We start from the raw sequence: 17,871 nt of genomic DNA on the forward strand, positions 1-17,871 counted from the left end.
CAATGCCTGAGCCAGGCGGGCTATGCTGCCCCGCGCACAGGTGTCGGGCGGCCCGGCTTAGCTGCTGTACAATCAGGATAATATATACATAATTTATAATTTTCACAATCTTCTCCTCCTCTACCTGGCCCTACAACCGGCGGTTTGAGCAGCCCTGAAAGCTTTTGCACCCCGCCCCGAAACGGCCCCCTGCCGATTCCCAATATCTTCACCCTTTTGCCAAGGTCGGCTCCTAACCGCAGCCTGGTTTTTGGAGTAGGTGAAAAGCCCGCCGGCGGCCTTTCCATTCCTGCCCGCTTGTTTGTCCACGCATGAAGAAACTTACTTCCAACCTCACGTTTCAGGTCCTGACTGCCATTGCCCTCGGGGTAGTGGTGGGGGCCGTATTCCCCGGCTTTGGGGCGGCCCTCAAGCCCATCGGCGACACTTTTATCAACCTGATAAAGATGCTGATTGCCCCCATTATCTTCCTGACGGTGGTGCTGGGTATCGGGGGCATGGGCGACCTGAAGAAAGTGGGGCGGGTGGGCGGTAAGGCCCTGCTGTACTTTGAAATCGTCACGACCCTGGCCCTAGTTATCGGTATTACAGCGGCCAACCTGACGCGCCCGGGCCACGGCATCGACGCCCGGGCCTCGGTGGCCACGCAAACCGCTGCCCAGGCGGCGGAGGCATCCAAATACACGGCCCAGGCCGGCGACATGAACTGGGTCGAGTTCTTTACTCATGTAGTGCCCCACAGCGTCGTGGGGGCCTTTGCCGAGGGTGATGTGCTGCAGGTGCTCTTGTTTGCCGTGCTGTTTGGCATGGCCCTGGGCCGCATTTCTCCCACCTATAGCCAGCCTCTGATTGCCACGTTCGAGCGGTTGTCGCACGCTATGTTTGCCGTGCTGGGCCTGGTTATGAAGCTGGCCCCGCTGGGCGCTTTTGGGGGCATGGCCTTTACCATCGGCAAGTACGGGCTGGCCACGCTGCTGCCCCTGGGCAAGCTTATGCTGGTCGTATACCTGACGATGTTTCTGTTCATTTTTGGCGTCTTGAACTTGATTTTGCGCTACTACGGCCTGAGCTTGTGGCGCTTTCTGGGCTTTATCAAAGAAGAAATCCTGTTGGTGCTGGGCACGTCGTCGTCGGAGTCGGCCTTGCCGCGCATGATTGATAAGCTGGAGCGCTACGGCTGCTCCCGCTCGGTGGCGGGGCTGGTCATTCCGACGGGCTATTCCTTCAACCTCGACGGCACCTCGATCTACTTGTCTATTGCGGCCATTTTCCTGGCCCAGGCCTTCGGCATCGAGCTTTCCCTGACCCAGGAGCTGACGCTCATCGGCATTCTGATGCTGACCAGCAAGGGCGCGGCCGGCGTTACGGGCTCGGGCTTTATCGTGCTGGCCTCTACGCTAGCAGCCACCCGGATTATCCCGGTGGAAGGCGTGGCGCTGCTGCTGGGCGTAGACCGGTTTATGAGTGAGGCCCGGGCTATTACCAACGTTATCGGCAACGGGGTAGCCACGCTGGTCATTGCCAAAAGCGAAGGAGAATTCGACGAAGTCCGGCATCAGCTGGCGCTGCACGGCGCGGTAGCGCCGGCCGAGTCGGACGAAGCTACTGCCCAGGCCACGCACTCCGACACGGGAATAGGGCCCCGCTAAAACCGTACTTTTGTAGGCCCGACCTCCTCCAGCGGGCAATTTCGCTTATGATTTTTTCCTGGCTCCGCTTCCGCCTGCTCCACCTTGGGCTGCTGAGTGCGCTCCTGCTGCCCCAACGTGGCCTGGCCCAACAGCCTGCGGCCCCTACGACTATCCTGTTTGTGGGCAATAGTTTTTTTCACGGCCGCTACAACCCGGTGTTCAACTACAACTCCCAGGCCATTACTATTGAGCGGGTCGGAAAGCAGAAAATTGGGGCGTGGGGCGGCATCCCGGCCATATTCAAGAAGTTTGCCGACCAGGCCGGCCTGCCCTACGAAGTGCATTTGCAGTGTATCAACGGAGAATCCCTGAAGCTGCACTACGACAGCGCCCGGCACATTCTGCAGCAGCCGCGCTGGAATACGGTGGTGCTGCAGGAGCACAGTATGTACCCCGTGCCGGCTCGCCGCGGCGGCAAGCCCGATACGTTTCGTGACTATTCCACCCGTATCGAGCAGGCAGTGCACCAGGCTAACCCGGCCGCCCGGCTCTACTTCTACCAAACCTGGGCCCGGGCCGACCAAACGTACCCGCCCGGCAAGGCGTACTCCGGCCTGCCCCTCGACTCGATGACCCAGGACCTGCACCGCGGCTACTACGGGGCGGCCCAGGCCAATGGCCACTTCACGGGCGTGGCCCCGGCCGGCGACGCCTGGCTGCGGGCCGTGCAGGCGGGCGTGGCTTTGCGCAATTCCTACCAGCCCGAGGCCGGCAAACTCAACCTCTGGGGCGAAGACCACTACCACCCGAGCCAGTGGGGGTCCTACCTAAACGCCTGCGTGCTGTTCGGGGAAATAACCGGCTATGACCCCCGCCGACTGGGCCCCCACGAGCAGGCCGCCGCCGCGCTGGGTATTGTACCGGCTGATGCCGTGCGTCTGCAGCGCATTGCCGCCGAGCAGGTGTTAGCCGCCCGGCCCACGGCCTTTACCCCAGCGGCCGAGACGCGAAAAAATGGCCGGGGCAAAGGCAGAACGAAAGCCAAAAACAACGCCCAGCTACCCTAAAAGCCCGGCCCGACCGGCTCCGAAAAGCCCCGCGGAACCTCTGCGGGGCTTTTCTGTTTATAGGCTACTCTGTTTATAGGCTACTCTGCGTTAACAAGGCAGGAAGCCGGCGCCTGGCCGGGGTATTGTAACTGTGCCGCGCGTCGCCTTACCTTTGCAGGGTCAATTCTTTCTGACCAAAGGATTGTTTTTATACAGAGGCGTGGAGAGACAGGCTCGACGATACGCCGGCAACCCCCAGTGATGAGCTGGAACGGTGCCAAGTCCTGACCATATAAAAACAAGTTGCCGTGGACACTGCCAACAACTTTTCTGCCCTTCCCGCTGCTTTCGTAGCCCAGCCCCAGTCTGCTTTTGCCGCAGTCTGTTGTTGGCCCTCGGCTGGCGCTGGCTGTTGTTGTTAGTTTCCTTCTCCCTGGCCCGCTGACCGCCTAGCTCCCGCTGTTTCGGTCGGTTTTGCTCTGCCGCCGCGGCTTTAGCCCGTTGGCGCCCCCACTTTTCTGGTTTTTCACCGAACAGCTTTCTGCTGCGTTGCAGCGCGTCTGTTGGGCCGGCCCGTGGGGTTTCTAGCGCCTACCTGCTGCTGGGCAGACCTCTCTACTTGCGGGCTTTATCCATGCTGCCGCCCTGCCGCGGCCTTTATTCCGTCACATTTCTTTTTTCATACTACTCATGGCCCAGCCCCAAAAGCCGATTGGCATTTATTACGAGCACCCCGAATGGTTCAAGCCCCTATTTGCCGAGCTGGACCGCCGGGGCCTGCCCTACGAAAAGATTGACGCGGCCCACCACCTCTTCGACCCCTCCGAAACCGAGAGCCGCTACTCGCTGGTCGTGAACCGCATGAGCTCCTCAGCCTACCTGCGCGGCCACGGCCAGGGCATTTTCCACACGGCCGGCTTTGCTACCCACCTCGAGCGGATCGGCACCCGCATCATCAACGGTTCGGTGGCTACCAGCATCGAAACCAACAAGGCCCGGCAACTCTCGCTGTTTGCTTCCCTGGGCTTGAAATATCCTAAATCCTTCGTCGTCAACCACGCTTCCCGGGTGCCCGACGCCGCCCGCCAGCTGCAGTTCCCGATTGTGGTCAAAGTCAACATCGGCGGCAGCGGGGCCGGCATCATCCGCTTCGACACGATTGAGGGCGTGCAGGCCGCTGTGGAGGCTGGTCAAATTGACCTGGGCATCGACCAAACGGCCGTGGTGCAGGAGTACGTGACGCCCCGCGGCGGCAACATTCACCGCGTGGAAACCCTCGACGGCAAGTTTCTCTACGCCATGAAGGTGTTTACGACCGGAGAAAGCTTTAACCTGTGCCCGGCCGAAATCTGCCAGATACCGGAGGAGCAGTCGGCCGAGTTCTGCCTGACCGAAGCGCCCAAGAAAGGCATTCAGGTGGAAGCCTTTACGCCCCCGGCCGAAGTAATAGAAGCCGTGGAGCGCATCGTGGCCGCCGCCAAAATTGACGTGGGCGGCATCGAGTACCTGATTGACGACCGCACCGGCGACGTGCTCTTCTACGACGTCAACGCCCTGTCCAACTTCGTGGCTGATGCCGTGAATGTGGTGGGCTTCGACCCCTACGCCCGCTTCGTGGACTATCTCGAAAGCCAGCTGCCCGGCGTGGCCGCTACCGCCGTTGCTACCGAAGTTCAACCTGAAACCGCCACTGTATAATGCGTTACGGATATTGGATGCCCGTTTTTGGCGGGTGGCTGCGCAACGTCGAAGACGAAAACATGCGCGCCGACTGGGACTACGTGAAAACGCTGGCCCAGCGCAGTGAGGACTTGGGCTACGACCTATCCCTAATTGCCGAGCTGAATCTGAACGACATCAAAGGCGAGGAAGCCCCGAGCCTGGATGCCTGGAGCACGGCCGCCGCGTTGGCCGCCGTGACCAAGAAAATTGAGCTGATGGTGGCCGTGCGGCCCACCTTCCACTCGCCGGCGCTGCTAGCCAAGCAGGCCGCCAACATCGACCACATCAGCAACGGCCGCCTGTCGCTGAACGTGGTGTCGTCGTGGTGGCAGGACGAGGCCAAGAAGTACGGCGTGCACTTCGAGCAGCACGATGACCGCTACGCCCGCACCGCCGAGTGGCTGCACGTGGTGGACAATATGTGGAAGCAGGACCACTTCAGCTTCGAGGGCAAGTTCTACAAGGTCACCGATTCGATTCTGCAGCCCAAGCCCGTGTCGCGGCCCCGGCCCTTCATCTACGCCGGTGGCGAGTCGGAGGCGGCCAAAAACATGATAGCGGCTCAGTGCGACGGCTACGTGATGCACGGCGACGAGCCCGCGGCCATCGGCCGCCGCATTCAGGATTTGAGTCAGCGCCGCGAGAAGCTGGGCTTGCCGCCCATGAAATTTGGGGTGGCCGCCTACTCGGTGGTGCGCAACACCGAAGCCGAGGTCAAAAAGGAGCTGGAGCGCATTACCAACGTGCAGGGCTCGGCCGCGGGCTATAAGAATTACCAGCAGTGGCTGGCCGGCACCCAGCTCGAAAACCAGGTTTCGCTGCAGGATTACTCGGTGTCGAACCGGGGCCTGCGCTCGGGCCTGACCGGCACCCCCGACCAGGTGGCCGAGCGCGTGGCCGCCTTCGAAGCCGTGGGCGTGGACCTGTTTTTGCTCCAGTGCAGCCCCCAGCTCGAAGAAATGGAGCGTTTCTCGGAAGCAGTCATTCAGGTGCTGGCCTAAGCCCATACCTCTTCCCAGGACTTAAGTTGAGCAGGCGGCGCCTGCAGCAGAGTTCGAGGAAGCTTGCAAGCTGATGTTGCTGAACAAGAACGTCATGCTGAGCCTGTCGAAGCATCTCTCCCCCACGGTAATCTGCCTATCGTGGTGCTTGAGACGCAGCAGCGGTACTCAGCATGACGTTCTTTTGTCTATACTAGCTGTTTCATACTTACCGTTTCGCTCCCTCTAAACCCCTTTATGAAGTTAGATATCCTGATGATTGCCGCCCACCCCGACGACGCCGAAGTCGGCTGCGCGGGCACGCTGATGAAGCACATTGCCAAGGGTCGCCGGGTGGGCGTCGTCGACCTGACGCGCGGGGAGCTGGGCACCCGGGGCTCGGCCGAGCTGCGGGCCGAGGAGGCTGCCGACGCGGCCCGCATCCTGGGGCTGCACGTGCGCGAAAACCTGGGCATGCGCGACGGGTTCTTTCTCAACGACGAAGCCCATCAGCTGCAAATCATTCAGGTTATCCGCCGCTTTCGGCCTTCCATTATTCTGACCAACCCCAACGTGGACCGCCACCCCGACCACGGCCGGGCCGCCAACCTGGTCCACGACGCGGCGTTTCTGTCGGGTTTGCCCAAAATCGAAACCCAGCACCAGGGTCAAAACCAGCCCGCCTGGCGACCTGATCTGATGCTGCAGGTGATTCACAACACCTACGTCAAGCCCGATATTGTGGTGGATATTACCGAGTACTGGGAGCGGAAACTGGAGGCCGTAACGGCGTTCAAAAGCCAGTTTTACCACCCCGACTACGAAGACCCCACCTCGACCTATATTTCCTCGCCCGACTTTCTGAAGATTCTCGAAGGCCAGGCCCGCGACTGTGGCAAGTACATCAATGTGCCCTTTGCCGAGGGTTTCACCTGCCGCCGCCTGCTGGGCGTGGATGACCTGTTTCAGCTGCGCTGACCGGCCCCGGCTTGGGCATTTGGGCTATTCTGGGTATGTTTGGAACTGTCGCGCTCTACTTTTTTAGGCTGATAGATATCGAATGCATTCTTACTCTCCCGGGCTTCATATCCTGGCAACGTTCCGGGCCCCGGTGGCCCGCCTGACGAATGCCGCGGCCTGCCAGACGTTTTTCAACGAGCAGATCAGTCGTTTAGGCTTGGTGAAAGTGGGCGAAGTCTACCATTCCTTTCCCAACCACAGCTTTACGGCCGTCGTGGGCCTGACCGAGTCCCACCTGAGCATTCATACCTGGCCCGAGTTTGAGCAGGCCACTTTCGACGTGTTTCTGTCGAACTACCTGCGCGACAACTCGGCCACTGTGCAGCAGCTCTACGCCGAAACCCTGCGGTTTTTTGAAGCCACGGAGCTTTCCAAAGCGGAAGTAGCCCGATGAACGACGGCATAACCTCGCTCGAAGCCCGGGTAACCTGCCCCGGCTGCCTGGCCCAGTGCACCTACTACGACCCGGTCGGCAGCAGCGTTTTTGGCTGTACCGAGTGCCACACGCTGTTTAAGCGGCAGCGCAACGGCACGACCGAGCGGCTCAAGAAGTTTCAGGACGTGCCCCGGGTAGCGCCGGCCCTGGCGCTGGGCAGCATTGGCACCCTGCCCGACGGCCTGCTCTACCGCGTGACGGGGTATATGCTGCGCAAGGAAGCCAGCTCCCCGGCCCGCTGGCTCGAATTTATGCTCTTCAACCCCGATACTGGGTATGCCCAGCTGGCCGTGTACGAGGGCCACTGGACGTTTATCAAGCCGTCGAGCGAAAAACACCTGGGCCTGCCGGGCCTCTCGGGCAGCCACCGCGTAGCCCTGGATGGCGACACGGAGTTTGCCATCTATAACAAGTACCAGCCCCGCATCCTCTACGCCGTGGGCGAGTTCGACTGGAACATTCTGGACGACGAGCAGTTGACCGTCACCGAGTTTGTGGCCCCGCCCCGGATGCTGATTGAGGAAAAAGCCAAGAACTGGCCCGTGCACTGGTACCGGGCCGAGCACATCGAGCCCCGGCAGGTGGCCCAGGCGTTTGGCCTGACGATGTCGCGCCTGCCCTACCGCAGTGGCGTGGGCGCCGTGCAGCCCCCGCCCGGTGGCAGCTCCTGGCCCCTGCTGAAGAAATTGACCGGACTGCTGCTGGCCCTGCTGCTGCTTACCGAGCTGGTGCTGAGCAACCAGCGCTACCACCATCAGATACTCCGGCAGGAGTTTGCCAGCGAGATTGGGGGCCCACCTACCGCTACCTCCGAGGCTACCGGCAAAGTGCAGGTATCAGAATCCTTCAATGTGGAGAACGGCCCCGCCGTGCTCGACTTCGAGATACACTGCAACGTGAATAACACCTGGCTGGAGCTACCCGTGAGCCTGGTAAACGAGCAAACTGGCCAGGGCTTTGAGTTTACCAAGAGCATCGAGTATTACAACGGCGTGGAAGACGGCGAAAGCTGGTCGGAAGGCCGGGTCGACGCCGAGGCGACCATTGCGCAGGTACCTGCCGGCCGCTACCACCTCAACCTCTACCCCTCCACCGACTACAACCACCAGATTTTCTTCTCGGTCACCGTCACCGAGAACCCCTGGGTGCCCAGTAACCTGTTTCTGGCGATGCTGGCGGTGTTGCTGTATCCCACGGTTCTGTACTTCCTACGCGGGGCGCACGAGCAAAACCGCTGGAACCACAGCAATTTCCCCAACCCGCACCCGCTTTAACCCGCTTTTTGCCCTATGCTCCGCGACTTGCTCAACCTCCGTCTCTACCTCGTGCTGGGCCTGCTTACCTACGCTGGCTACCTCTGGGTTCAGCTGCACGGCGTGCGCCTGCTCGGCGACGACAATGAAACGACCGAAAACCTCAACGGCACCGGCAGCCACTCCAGCGGCCACGCCGGCCGCTCCAATTTTTACCATAAATAGGTGAAAAAGACGTGTCATTGCGAGCAACGAAACCATCCGTCCTCTGCCGAGCACGACACAGCCTTTTACCACCCCGCCCTTTTACTCAACAACCATGAAGGCTTGCTACACAAGCAAGCTCCGCCCATTTCTAAGGACGGATTGATGCCGCTTGATGCGCGGAATGACACAGCGTACCCGCACAATCAGCCCGACAACTCCCTATCTCACCATCTCACCGATTCACCGATGGAATACCTCAACTTTAAACTTATTACTGCCTCCATCGTGTACTCGGTGCTGGGCATTCTGATTCTGGTCCTCAGCTTTGTTCTTATCGACAAGCTCACGCCCAAAACGCTCTGGAAGGAAATTGTGGACGAGCACAATAACGCTTTGGCCATTGTAGCGGCGGCCTTTATGCTGTCGGTGGCCCTGATTATCAGTTCTGCCATTCATGGGTAATGACCCCGTGCTGCCCCCGCCCGAGCAGGGCCGCCGCAGTACCAGGGCCGACCACCTGCCGGCCCTGCTGCTGGGCTCAGTGTTCGTCATTGCCACCTGCGGCCTGATCTACGAGCTGATTGCCGGCACCCTGGCCAGCTACCTGCTCGGCGACTCGGTCACGCAGTTTTCCACCATCATCGGGGCCTATTTGTTCTCGATGGGCATCGGCTCCTGGCTGTCGCGCTACCTCGACGGAGCCTTACTTAAGTGGTTTATCCGCCTCGAAATTCTGGTCGGCCTGGTTGGGGGTTTCTCGGCGCCCCTGCTGTTCGTGCTGTTTGAGTACGTCAGTTCCTTCCGCCTGATTCTCTACTCCCTGGTGGGCCTCACCGGCATTCTGGTGGGCCTGGAAATTCCGCTGCTGATGCGGATTCTGGAGAATCGCTACGAGTTTAAGGACCTGGTTTCCCGCGTTTTTACCTTCGACTACATCGGGGCTTTGCTGGCCTCACTTATCTTTCCACTGGTGCTCGTGCCCCAGCTCGGCTTGATTCGTACCTCTCTGTTTTTTGGGGCCCTGAACGTGGTAGTAGCCGCCATTGCTCTGTACCGTTTCCCCGAAACCCGCCCCTACCGCCGCCGCTTTGCGGGCCTTATGGCGGGCACTCTGCTGCTGCTGGCCGTCGGCTTTGGCTACGCCGAGCGTATCATGACCTACACCGAAACCATGGCGTTTCAGGACCAGGTCATCTACAGCAAAAGCACCGTTTACCAGCGCATCGTGCTCACGCGCAACAACCGGGAGCTGCGCCTCTTCCTCAACGGCAACCTGCAGTTCAGCTCTGCCGACGAGTACCGCTACCACGAAGCCCTGGTGCACCCCGCCATGCAGGCGCTGCCGAAGGCAAAACGGGTATTGGTGCTGGGGGGCGGCGACGGCCTGGCCGTGCGCGAGCTACTCAAGTATCCCCAGCTTCAGCGCATCCGCCTCGTCGACCTCGACGCGGGCATGACTCACCTGTTTCAGCACAACGAAATGCTGCTGGCGCTCAACAAAGGGGCTCTGAACAATCCGAAAGTGCAGGTCATCAACGGCGACGCCTACCAGTGGGTGCGCTACGACACGACCCGCTACGACCTGCTTGTCGTCGACTTCCCCGACCCCTCCAACTACTCCATCGGCAAGCTGTACAGCACCTCGTTTTATACGGAACTGCACAAGCTGCTGGCCCCTGACGGGCTGATGGTGGTGCAAAGTACCTCGCCCTACGTGGCCCAGAAGTCGTTTTGGTGCATCAGCCACACCTTGCAGGCCGCTGGCTTTCATACCATTCCCTACCACACCTACGTGCCTTCCTTCGGCGAGTGGGGCTATGTGCTGGCCGGCCGCAACGGCCACTGGCGCGGCAACGGCACCCTACCGCAAGGCTTGCGCTACCTCACGGCGGCTACTCTCAAGGAAATGCTCCACTTTCCGCCCGACATGGCCGAGGTACCCACCGAAATCAACCAGCTCAACAACCAGGCCCTGGTCCGCTACTTCGAAGACGACTGGGCGCCTTACACCCACTAACTAGTTAATCCGCAGGAAAGCAGGCAAGGCAAAAACCAGGACGTTATGTCAAGCAACATTAGGTGTTCCGCGCGCTGAGTGCCGCCGCAGTATCTCCTAAGCCTAGCTCCTCGCCCGTCGCTCTTCCTCCCCCACCTATTGCTCTCCTCATGTCCGTGCCTGACTTTCCCCAGTGCCCTTTCCTGCCCGGCCGCCGCGAATTTCTCGGGCGAGCCGGCCTGGGCATGGCCGGGTTGCTGCTGGGTCCGGGCCTGCTCGAATCGTGTGCGCCCGGCTCCCCGCGGGCGCACATTCGGGGCACGTTACGCGGCGCCAACAAGGTCACGGGCCACCAGCTCTGGAACCCCGGCCAGCTGCCGGCTCCCACCCACACCGTCCAAACCGACATTGTCATCATCGGCGGCGGCGTGGCGGGCCTGTCGGCCAAACGCTGGCTTCACCGCCACGGCCAGCAGAACGTGCTGCTGCTGGAGCTTGATGCTCACGTAGGCGGCAACTCCGCTTCCGGCCAGAACGCCACTTCGGCTTTTCCCTGGGGCGCCCACTACCTGCCCCTGCCCGACCCGCGCCACGCCGAGCTGCTGGAGTTTCTGCGCGAAACCGGCACCATCACCGGCACCGCCCCCGATGGCCGCCCCATCTACAACGAGTACCACCTTTGCCACGACCCCGAAGAGCGCCTGCACCTGCACGGCCACTGGCAAACCGGCCTCGTGCCCGAACTCGGCGTTCCGGCTTCCGACCGGGCCCAGATTGCCCGCTTCTTCGAGCTCATCGAAACTCTGCGCCACGCCCGCGGCCAAGACGGACTAGACGCCTTCCGCATTCCCGTCGACCAGTCGTCCCAGGATGAGCAGTTCCGCCGGCTCGACGCTATTTCTTTTGCCGACTACCTCACCCAGCACGGCTTCACCTCCGACTACCTGCGCTGGTACCTCGACTACTGCTGCAAGGACGACTACGGCACCACGGCCGCCATGACTTCGGCCTGGGCCGGCCTCCACTACTTCGCCGCCCGCAAAGGCGACGCCCACAACGCCAGCAGCGCCGACGTACTGACCTGGCCCCAGGGCAATGGCTTTCTGGTCGAGCACCTGCGGCGGCAAGCCCCAGAGGGCATCCTGCCCAATACCCTGGCCTACGCCGTGCAGGAAACTGCCACCGGCGTGGCCGTCCTCACCTACAACACCCTCACGCAGAAAACTAGCCGCCTTCAAGCCCGCCACGTGCTGCTGGCGACCCCGCAGTTCGTGACCCAGCGCCTGCTGCACGGCCTGCCGGGTTTGTTCCGCCCTACTCAGCCGTTGCACCGTGCGCCCTGGGTGGTGGCCAATCTGACCGTTGACGGCCTGCCCCAGGGCCCCGGTGCCCCGCTCAGCTGGGACAACGTCATCTACGGCGCTGAGTCGGTCGGCTACGTCAATGCCAATCAGCAGGATGTAGCGCTGGGCACTCAGCAGAAGGTTATTACGTACTACTGGCCCCTTACCGATGAGTTGCCGAAGGCCGCCCGCCAACGCGCCTACCGCACCAGCTACGACCAGTGGCTCACCCAAATTCTCGCCGAGCTGGAAAAAGCCCACGTTGGCATCACCGCCCGCGTCCGTCACGCCGATGTCTGGGTTTGGGGCCACGGCATGGTAGCGCCCACGCCCGGCACGCTCTGGCACCCCGGCCGGCAGCAGGCGGCCCAACCCCTACGCCAGCGGTTCTTTTTCGCCCACACCGATTTGAGCGGCATGTCTATCTTCGAAGAAGGCTTTTACCAGGGCATTCGGGCGGCCCGCCAACTGCTCGGCCATTCCGCATGACCCGATTACACCGCTTGCCGCCGCCCCAGCCCTGGATTCGCTCCGCCGTCTTTGATGGGCTATGGGTATTGTCGCCGCCCTTCGTGGCCCTGCTGCTGGTGCTGCTGCTGCCCGCCTCCTTCCGCAGTTCCGCCCAGATGCCGCTGCTGGGCTGGCTTGTGCTGGTCGTCTTCATCGACGTGGCCCACGTTTACAGCACCCTCTTCCGCACCTACTTCGACCCAACCCGCCGCCGCGAGCAGCAACGCCTACTCTGGCTCGTGCCCCTGGGCTGCTACGTGGCCGGAGTAGCCCTACACCAACTCGGCAGCCTGGTGTTTTGGCGGGTGCTGGCTTATCTGGCAGTGTTTCACTTTATCCGGCAGCAATACGGCTTTCTGCGCCTCTACCAGCGCCAGGAGCCCCCGACGACTCCCTTCCGCTGGCTCGATACGGCGCTGGTGTACTACACGACCATTTACCCGCTGCTTTATTGGCACTTATCGGCCCCGCGCAATTTTACCTGGTTTGTGGAGGGCGACTTTCTGCAGCACAACTGGCCGGCCGGGCGCTGGGTTGCAACTATCTTGTATGTAGGGCTGCTGCTATTGTACCTGGCTAAAGAAGTTTACCAATGGCGGCTCTACCGCCGCCTCAACTGGCCCCGCAACCTGCTGCTGGCCGGCACGGCCGTATCCTGGTATTTCGGCATCGTCTATTTTAACGGCGACCTGGCTTTTACCCTGCTCAACGTCGTGTCTCACGGTATTCCTTATCTGGCCCTGATCTGGATCAGCCGGCCGGCCGCTCCGGGTCGCTCCGCCCGCCCGCTGGGCCGGGTTGTGGCCTTGGTTGGTTTCCTGGGCCTGCTGTTCGGGCTGGCTTACCTCGAAGAAGGCATCTGGGACGGGCTGGTGTGGCGGGAACACGCGGCGGCGTTTGGCTGGTTTCAGCAGCTGCCCGCCGTCAGCAGCCCCGGCGTCCTGGCTTGGCTGGTGCCGCTGCTGGCGCTGCCTCAGGCCACGCATTACGTCCTGGACGGCTTTATCTGGCGCCGTCCCAAACCGGCTTCTGCATGATGAGTACCTACCGCTACCTCGGCGACCGGCTGGCCCGCCTGTCGGGCTCACCGTTGGTTGGCCAGCATTGCCGGGCCGTGCACGACGAACGGGGTAAGTGCATCCGGGGCCGCAACGGCTCCATGCTGGTCGAGTTTGCCACGGGCCGCGCCGTGGTACCGGGCCGGCAGCTGCGCAAAAACCCCGCACCAACCCGCTAAGTACTCCTGCTTACGCCGTGTGCAGCTCGATGAGCACGGCCGTGGAGCCTCCCGCGTCGTCATCCGTCACCAGCAGGGCTTCGTAGCGCCCGCCGCCTAACGCTCGTCGCACTACAATGCTTTCCACTTTGCCCCGGTAGGGTTTGCCATCCGGCAAGGCCAAATGAGCCAGTTGCAACAGCGGAGCCTTGGCACCGGGCTGGGGGGCCGGCAGCAGTCCCACGAAACTGCCCAGCACCTCGCCGTCGGCAATGGCGTCCTGGGTGTCTTCCACAGAAGCCGTTATAAAGACGTTGTTGTCGAAGGTGCAGGCGCCGGAAAAGCCCGCCGGCTTACCCGCAATACTGGGCAGGCGGAACAGTTGCTGCTGCACGGGCGGCACTTCGCGCTGGTGCCGGATACACTCCAGGGCCGCCGCCAGCGGCAGCCGAAACACGATGTTGCCAGCTTCCGCACCCACCGTGCGCTGAAACAGCAGCAGTTCGGTAGCCGTGGCGGCCGCTGCTTCCAGGTTCAGGGTAATACCCCTCGGCAAGGCCTGCCGCAACGCCGCATATAACCGGCTCAGCGACACGGGCTGCACCGTGGCCGAGCCGGGGCCTTTGGGCAAATCGACCCAGAAGCCCTGCTCCCGCGCCGCCGTTGCCCCCGAGCCACACGCCAGCAAGGCCGTTTCCGACCCGGTAGTAATGGCCGTCAGGCACTCCAGATCGGGCTTGCGGTCCTTGGGGATACGGCCCGAGCTGAAATGAGCCGTTTCAAACAAGGCCAGTGGCGCATTCGGGGCCAACGACTGGGCCGAGCAGCTGTAGAGAAACGGAGAATCGTCGCCAATGATATAGGCCGTGTCGCCGACCAGCTCGATGCCCGAGGCTGAAGGTAGCTTGGGCAGATCATATTGACGTAGAATAGTGGCTTTCATGCAACGCGGAAACTAAACCAGCAAACGAACAGGCACCCCAGGTGGAATAACTTGTATTCGCAGAAACCTACTGCTTGGTTATCGTAAACTCTACCCGGCGGTTCAGCTTGCGGGTTTCTTCCTTAGCATTGCTGGCGCGGGGCTTGCTGCCTCCGTAGCCAATGGTCGTGATACGCGCCTCACTAATTCCCCGCGTGACGAGGTAGCGCTTCACTTCTTTTACCCGATCCTCCGAAAGTTTCTGGTTAAGGTCGGCCCGGCCCTGGTTGTCGGTGTGGCCTTCCAGGCGAATACTCACCGTAGGGTTATCGGTCAGGGTGCGGGCCAGGCGGTTGAGTTCGGCGTAGGAGGCCGGCAACAACGTGTACTTGCCCTGGGCAAATATCAGGGTCGGCAGCTCCAGCTTACCACCCACCTCGGCCGGTACCAGCAGTAGCTCCCGCGTCATCGACGCGACCATGCGTACTGTGTCGGTACCCGTTAGGAAAGACGGGCTGGTAGCCGACAGGCGGTAGCTGCCCGCCGGAAGAGAAAACTGAAACGTGCCGCTGGCATCGGTCCGTAACGTAGCATTGAAGACAATATCGTTATCCAGGCGAATAGCTTTCACTTCTGCTTTCACCGGAACCCGCGTCTTGGCATCCAGCACTTTTCCCGTCAGCAACGTGCGCTGAGCTACGTTGGGCGCGGCCGTGACTGGGCGCGCAGTATCGGCAGAAATTACCCCACTGGCGGCCGTCCGGTACAGGTCGGCTGGCCCGTTGGCCGTACGCGAGGCCGCGTAGTAAGCCTGTTTGCCGTCGGCGCTGAGCATAAAATAAGCGTCGAAACCTGGCCCGTTCAGCGAGGGGCCCAGATTGCGGGGCTCACTCCATCTCGACCAGGTATCGTCTTGGCGGGTACTCACGAAAATATCGGCCCCGCCGTAGCCCGCGTGCCCGTAGGAGGCAAAATACAGGGTACGACCATCGGGCGCTAACCAGGGGGCAAACTCAAACCCGGGCGAGTTCAGCACGCCGCCCAGACTCTGAGGCTCTCCCCAAGAACCATCGGCTTGGGCCCGGCTCACATACAGGTCGTTGCCCCCAAAGGTGTCGCCGCGCTCCAGGGAAAGCAGCAGCACCTTCTGATCGGCCGACATGAAAAAGGTGGTAGCAGCCCCGGCCGTGTAGTAGTTGCGAACAGTTAGCGGCTCGGGCCGGTCGGTTTTGCTTTTGCTACTCCCCTCCCGGGAAATCAGGGAGGCGCCTTCATCCCGGAAGCTTCCGTCGCGCTCATAAAGCCCCCGTACCAACAGCAGGCCGCCCTGCGGGCCGACCACCGACATCACCCCGTTGTTTTGACGGGTGTTCAACGCATCCAGCCGCACGGCTGGGCCCCAGGCTTGCCCGTCCGTCGACTGGCTCACCCAGATATCACCCGAGTCGGTATTGCCTTCGGTATTGCCGGCAAACTTTGTTCGCGAGAAATAGAGCGTTTTCCCGTCCGGAGTTAGCACTGGCTGTAGCTCATTGCCCGGCGTATTCAGGGCAGTGAGTGGCTCAGCCGGTCCAAAACCGGGCTGGCTGGGGTCGAGGTTGAGACGGAGCTTAAACAAACGCCACTGCTGCGTAGCCCGGTTGGAGGGTTTCTGGGCTACGATGGGCGTACCATTAAACTTATCGGAAGCCGCTACGGCGGCACACTTGTCGTTGCCCCGGTTTACGAGTTCGTAGCTGCCAATGGGCCCCGCCGGCACCAGTTTCCACTGCTGATAGAAGCTTCCCGTCCAGGGACGCTGTGCCAAGGGGGCATTTTCCTCCGGCTTTTCCACCGTCAGGCACTTAGTACTGTGCTTGGCTTCAAGCCGGAAATATTCGCCACCGGCCGTAATGCGCACAAATCGCCATTGTTGGCTCGAAGCATGGGTAAATTCCCACTGCACGGCGGCTACTCCCGCTTCGGGCGACGAGCCGGTAATGTCGAGGGAGCGGCCGCTGCCGCGGGCTACTACTCCATACCAGGCATTCTCTTCGGGGGTAAAACCGGGCTGCTGGGCAGCTACGGAAACTGCAGTTAGTAGAAAAGGCAGTACCAGTAGGCTAAACAGATAACGACTCATGCACGCAAAATGGATGGACAGGCGTGCAAGTTAGGCGAAATCCCGGGTGGAAACAGGTGATAGGCTGGCCGCGGAAAACACCGGACGTCGTTTCGACGCCATGCAGACTGGGTTTTCCGCGGCCTGCCGCCAGAGCTAGTAATAGTTATTCATTCGTGTTGCTGATATACTTGAAGCGGACAAACCGTTCGTTTTCATAAATAGCCGTGAAGTGTCCGCCTGATGCCTTCGGGTCGGCTTTGCGCTCGGCAGCCCGGCTGGAGCGAGCAGGAGTAGAAGTCGTGGGAAAGGTGCCCGGCATCATTTCGGGTACGTGGCAAATAAAGGATAGAATTTTGGAAGCCATGATGTGTTGGGTTAGGTGTTGAAAACGTGGAAACCAGGCATTTTGAAACGCGCGTCAACAAGAAAAGCAAATAAATTATTCGAATAATTCTGTTACCAGAACACCGAACAAATATAAAGATATTATCATTCAATTGAATGATGCTAAGGTATATTATTTATGGAAATAATCTAGTCCGTAGCAACTCGTAATTTTTTCTCCGTGCTAGTACGGAGGGTTTACCACACACAGCGGCTTCCGCTGTATAGGGGCCGTTTAAGGTCTTTCCCTGCGAAGCCTATGAGGAGTCGGAAGACTGATTTTGCCTGATTTTTCCTTATCAGACTAAGTGATTAGCTTATTGCGTAAGGCGTACCGAATTAGTCCAATAATGGTTTTGGACTTGGTTTTGGTAAGAATGTTCTTACGGTGCGACTCAACCGTTCTTTCGCTGATGAAAAGCTGTTGAGCAATGCGTTCATTAGAGTACTCCTGCGCAATGAGCTGCAGGATTTCAGATTCGCGGCTGGTCAATGAAGCCGGTTTCTCAACCCGTTGGCTGCTGTGCCCGGCTTGAATCTCAAGGCTTTGCACCATGGTGGCCGTTACTTCCTGACTAAAATACCGCTGCCCAGCAGCCACTGCCCGAATTGCGGTACCCAGTTCTTGACGGGTCGTGCTTTTTAAAAGATAACCGGTTCCGCCAGCCTCCAGCACCTCCGCCACCGAAGCATGATCCTGAAAAGTACTCAATACCAGCGCCTTGACCTGTGGGTGTCGCTGCCGAATAAGGCGGGCCAGCTCTATCCCCGTCATATGGGGCATGTTCAAATCCAGCAGCGCCACTTGGATGTCGGGATGTTCGGCCAGCATCTGTAGCGCTTTCGCCCCACTGTCAGCTTCTGCTAAAACCCGAATATCAGTTTCAGGCTGCAGCAGCGCTTTGATACCAGCTAGTACCAATGGATGGTCATCGACCACCATGACAGAAATGCAGGAAACGTCGGTAAAAGTTTTATCCATAGCCAGAAAAAGACTTACGAAGCACGCTCAGTGCAGCTGATTTTCCATCAGGCACATGGCCAACTTCACTTCATCATTTTGTCAAGCGACCTACTTTGTCACTTATCAATGCACTT

The 17,871-nt window shown here is 60.4% G+C and carries 17 protein-coding genes and 1 riboswitch; of the genes, 13 read left to right on the forward strand and 4 right to left on the reverse strand.

All coding sequences use genetic code 11. The annotated features are described in order from the left end of the window. Window positions 1-311: 311 nt before the first annotated feature. The 13 genes from E5K02_RS08830 to E5K02_RS08890 all read left to right on the forward strand — a co-directional run bounded on the left by E5K02_RS08830 (window position 312) and on the right by E5K02_RS08890 (window position 13,384). Window positions 312-1,649 carry a dicarboxylate/amino acid:cation symporter gene (locus E5K02_RS08830; RefSeq protein WP_135394094.1) on the forward strand — a complete coding sequence of 446 codons (1,338 nt, stop codon included), beginning with the start codon at window positions 312-314 and terminating at the stop codon, window positions 1,647-1,649. A gap of 47 nt (window positions 1,650-1,696) precedes the next feature. Beyond that, complete coding sequence (locus E5K02_RS08835) at window positions 1,697-2,698, forward strand: DUF4886 domain-containing protein (RefSeq protein ID WP_135394096.1); 1,002 nt, start codon at window positions 1,697-1,699, stop codon at window positions 2,696-2,698. 187 nt (window positions 2,699-2,885) lie between these two features. Then, a riboswitch (SAM riboswitch) is annotated at window positions 2,886-2,979 on the forward strand. A 391-nt stretch (window positions 2,980-3,370) separates the two neighbouring features. Next, window positions 3,371-4,378 carry an ATP-grasp domain-containing protein gene (locus E5K02_RS08840; RefSeq protein WP_135394098.1) on the forward strand — a complete coding sequence of 336 codons (1,008 nt, stop codon included), beginning with the start codon at window positions 3,371-3,373 and terminating at the stop codon, window positions 4,376-4,378. Further along, window positions 4,378-5,403 (forward strand): LLM class flavin-dependent oxidoreductase, encoded by a 1,026-nt coding sequence (locus E5K02_RS08845; protein ID WP_135394100.1) that lies wholly within the window; start codon window positions 4,378-4,380, stop codon window positions 5,401-5,403. The genes E5K02_RS08840 and E5K02_RS08845 overlap by 1 nt, the downstream gene beginning before the upstream one ends. Before the next feature lie 237 nt (window positions 5,404-5,640). Continuing rightward, window positions 5,641-6,360 (forward strand): bacillithiol biosynthesis deacetylase BshB1, encoded by a 720-nt coding sequence (gene bshB1 / locus E5K02_RS08850; protein WP_135394102.1) that lies wholly within the window; start codon window positions 5,641-5,643, stop codon window positions 6,358-6,360. Between the two features lie 82 nt (window positions 6,361-6,442). Further along, window positions 6,443-6,796, forward strand: a complete 354-nt coding sequence (locus tag E5K02_RS08855; RefSeq protein ID WP_135394104.1) for an S-adenosylmethionine decarboxylase family protein — start codon at window positions 6,443-6,445, stop codon at window positions 6,794-6,796. After that, on the forward strand, window positions 6,793-8,112 hold the full coding sequence (locus E5K02_RS08860; RefSeq protein WP_135394106.1) for a DUF4178 domain-containing protein: 1,320 nt from the start codon (window positions 6,793-6,795) through the stop codon (window positions 8,110-8,112). Before E5K02_RS08855 ends, E5K02_RS08860 begins: the two co-directional genes overlap by 4 nt. 15 nt (window positions 8,113-8,127) lie before the next feature. After that, the gene (locus E5K02_RS08865; protein ID WP_135394108.1) at window positions 8,128-8,316 is read left to right on the forward strand and encodes a hypothetical protein; all 189 of its coding nucleotides are present in this window, start codon (window positions 8,128-8,130) and stop codon (window positions 8,314-8,316) included. A gap of 228 nt (window positions 8,317-8,544) precedes the next feature. Continuing rightward, window positions 8,545-8,760, forward strand: a complete 216-nt coding sequence (locus tag E5K02_RS08870) for a DUF350 domain-containing protein (protein WP_135394110.1) — start codon at window positions 8,545-8,547, stop codon at window positions 8,758-8,760. Further along, complete coding sequence (locus E5K02_RS08875; protein ID WP_135394112.1) at window positions 8,753-10,315, forward strand: polyamine aminopropyltransferase; 1,563 nt, start codon at window positions 8,753-8,755, stop codon at window positions 10,313-10,315. The genes E5K02_RS08870 and E5K02_RS08875 overlap by 8 nt, the downstream gene beginning before the upstream one ends. A 149-nt stretch (window positions 10,316-10,464) precedes the next feature. Beyond that, entirely contained in the window at window positions 10,465-12,126 is a 1,662-nt protein-coding gene (locus E5K02_RS08880; RefSeq protein WP_135394114.1) for an FAD-dependent oxidoreductase, read from the forward strand. Further along, window positions 12,123-13,184 carry a hypothetical protein gene (locus E5K02_RS08885; RefSeq protein WP_135394116.1) on the forward strand — a complete coding sequence of 354 codons (1,062 nt, stop codon included), beginning with the start codon at window positions 12,123-12,125 and terminating at the stop codon, window positions 13,182-13,184. Before E5K02_RS08880 ends, E5K02_RS08885 begins: the two co-directional genes overlap by 4 nt. Further along, window positions 13,181-13,384, forward strand: coding sequence for a hypothetical protein (locus E5K02_RS08890; RefSeq protein WP_135394118.1), 204 nt, complete (start codon window positions 13,181-13,183; stop codon window positions 13,382-13,384). Before E5K02_RS08885 ends, E5K02_RS08890 begins: the two co-directional genes overlap by 4 nt. A 10-nt stretch (window positions 13,385-13,394) precedes the next feature. Here E5K02_RS08890 and E5K02_RS08895 read toward each other — a convergent pair whose 3' ends face one another. The 4 genes from E5K02_RS08895 to E5K02_RS08910 all read right to left on the reverse strand — a co-directional run bounded on the left by E5K02_RS08895 (window position 13,395) and on the right by E5K02_RS08910 (window position 17,755). Then, window positions 13,395-14,306, reverse strand: a complete 912-nt coding sequence (locus E5K02_RS08895; protein WP_135394120.1) for a DUF6929 family protein — start codon at window positions 14,304-14,306, stop codon at window positions 13,395-13,397. A 67-nt stretch (window positions 14,307-14,373) separates the two neighbouring features. Continuing rightward, on the reverse strand, window positions 14,374-16,407 hold the full coding sequence (locus tag E5K02_RS08900; protein ID WP_135394122.1) for an RICIN domain-containing protein: 2,034 nt from the start codon (window positions 16,405-16,407) through the stop codon (window positions 14,374-14,376). Window positions 16,408-16,552: 145 nt separating this feature from the next. Continuing rightward, complete coding sequence (locus tag E5K02_RS08905) at window positions 16,553-16,753, reverse strand: hypothetical protein (protein ID WP_135394124.1); 201 nt, start codon at window positions 16,751-16,753, stop codon at window positions 16,553-16,555. A gap of 324 nt (window positions 16,754-17,077) precedes the next feature. Beyond that, on the reverse strand, window positions 17,078-17,755 hold the full coding sequence (locus tag E5K02_RS08910) for a response regulator transcription factor (RefSeq protein WP_135394126.1): 678 nt from the start codon (window positions 17,753-17,755) through the stop codon (window positions 17,078-17,080). Window positions 17,756-17,871 lie beyond the last annotated feature (116 nt).

The organism is Hymenobacter metallicola (genome assembly GCF_004745645.1).
Taxonomy (GTDB): domain Bacteria; phylum Bacteroidota; class Bacteroidia; order Cytophagales; family Hymenobacteraceae; genus Hymenobacter; species Hymenobacter metallicola.

Bases quoted from the DNA above. Each gene is read 5' to 3' on its own strand.
- E5K02_RS08880 (WP_135394114.1), top strand. From the start codon at position 10,465: ATGTCCGTGCCTGACTTTCCCCAGTGCCCTTTCCTGCCCGGCCGCCGC.
- E5K02_RS08890 (WP_135394118.1), top strand. From the start codon at position 13,181: ATGATGAGTACCTACCGCTACCTCGGCGACCGGCTGGCCCGCCTGTCG.
- E5K02_RS08900 (WP_135394122.1), bottom strand. From the start codon at position 16,407: ATGAGTCGTTATCTGTTTAGCCTACTGGTACTGCCTTTTCTACTAACT.
- E5K02_RS08845 (WP_135394100.1), top strand. From the start codon at position 4,378: ATGCGTTACGGATATTGGATGCCCGTTTTTGGCGGGTGGCTGCGCAAC.
- E5K02_RS08905 (WP_135394124.1), bottom strand. From the start codon at position 16,753: ATGGCTTCCAAAATTCTATCCTTTATTTGCCACGTACCCGAAATGATG.
- E5K02_RS08895 (WP_135394120.1), bottom strand. From the start codon at position 14,306: ATGAAAGCCACTATTCTACGTCAATATGATCTGCCCAAGCTACCTTCA.
- bshB1 (WP_135394102.1), top strand. From the start codon at position 5,641: ATGAAGTTAGATATCCTGATGATTGCCGCCCACCCCGACGACGCCGAA.
- E5K02_RS08875 (WP_135394112.1), top strand. From the start codon at position 8,753: ATGGGTAATGACCCCGTGCTGCCCCCGCCCGAGCAGGGCCGCCGCAGT.
- E5K02_RS08870 (WP_135394110.1), top strand. From the start codon at position 8,545: ATGGAATACCTCAACTTTAAACTTATTACTGCCTCCATCGTGTACTCG.
- E5K02_RS08865 (WP_135394108.1), top strand. From the start codon at position 8,128: ATGCTCCGCGACTTGCTCAACCTCCGTCTCTACCTCGTGCTGGGCCTG.
- E5K02_RS08830 (WP_135394094.1), top strand. From the start codon at position 312: ATGAAGAAACTTACTTCCAACCTCACGTTTCAGGTCCTGACTGCCATT.
- E5K02_RS08860 (WP_135394106.1), top strand. From the start codon at position 6,793: ATGAACGACGGCATAACCTCGCTCGAAGCCCGGGTAACCTGCCCCGGC.
- E5K02_RS08840 (WP_135394098.1), top strand. From the start codon at position 3,371: ATGGCCCAGCCCCAAAAGCCGATTGGCATTTATTACGAGCACCCCGAA.
- E5K02_RS08835 (WP_135394096.1), top strand. From the start codon at position 1,697: ATGATTTTTTCCTGGCTCCGCTTCCGCCTGCTCCACCTTGGGCTGCTG.
- E5K02_RS08885 (WP_135394116.1), top strand. From the start codon at position 12,123: ATGACCCGATTACACCGCTTGCCGCCGCCCCAGCCCTGGATTCGCTCC.
- E5K02_RS08855 (WP_135394104.1), top strand. From the start codon at position 6,443: ATGCATTCTTACTCTCCCGGGCTTCATATCCTGGCAACGTTCCGGGCC.
- E5K02_RS08910 (WP_135394126.1), bottom strand. From the start codon at position 17,755: ATGGATAAAACTTTTACCGACGTTTCCTGCATTTCTGTCATGGTGGTC.